The 770-nt window shown below is 75.5% G+C and carries 1 protein-coding gene; it reads right to left on the bottom strand.

Features of this window, described 5'->3' with window-relative positions; all coding sequences use genetic code 11:
- Window positions 1-411 (bottom strand): hypothetical protein (locus tag B7767_RS33745; protein ID WP_085575428.1); only part of this gene is annotated, 411 nt, incomplete at its 3' end.
- Between the last annotated feature and the right edge of the window lie 359 nt (window positions 412-770).

The raw sequence follows: 770 nt of genomic DNA, 5'->3' as shown, positions 1-770 counted from the left end.
GCCGGTGGCGAAGGCGTACACCGTCTTGTGCAGCAGGTCGACGGCGAGTTCACGGCGCGGCCAGCTCTGAGGCGGGGCGCCGACGCCGGTGGCGTTCTCCAGGATCTGGTCGCCGGTGACGCGGACGACGGCGAACTTCCCCGACGACCAGGGCCCGCGCAGCCCGGCGTGCGACATCACCGACCGCAGGATCCCGAGGAGGGCGCCCTGGCCCACGTGCATGGCCAGGTTCACCGGTACGGGCTGACGGCCGGAGTGCTCCCGCATGCCGGTCAGACGTTCCAACGTGCGGGCGGGCACGTGGGAGTCGGGCCGGCCGGTCACCCGTTGCTCCACCTTCTCGCCCAGCGTCATCACCAGCACCCCGGCCGTACCGGCCACCAGCCCCTGCCACAGCGCGCGCTTCATCATGCGGCGGCGAGTACCCAGGGCTCACCGGCCTACCTGCTCCCCGGCCGTCACCGTCCTGTCCGGGAGGGCGCGAAAGCCGGCACCGGACGGCGGCCGCCGAGGCGGAGGGCATCCACGGCGGGGGCGGGCCGTCCGTGCCCCGGCGTGCGGGAGGGCTCCGCGTACGCGCGGTCCCGCCTTGTCCCGGTCGGCGCCGTTTCATGCGGACGGCCACGGAAACCCGGCGCCCGACGGTGGCCGCCGGGACACCGGAAGCGGAGGACGTTCGATGAGGAAGCTGTGGTGGGCGGTTCCGGTCGCGGCCGCCGGGGCGGTGGCCGTGCGGCGGTCCCGGCCGGCGCGCCGGACCGACGAGCGGG

It is taken from the genome of Streptomyces sp. 13-12-16 (assembly GCF_002114215.1).
Taxonomy (GTDB): Bacteria; Actinomycetota; Actinomycetes; order Streptomycetales; family Streptomycetaceae; genus Streptomyces.
Note: the sequence above shows the minus strand (reverse complement) of the source record. Positions and strands in the feature narration are given on the sequence as shown.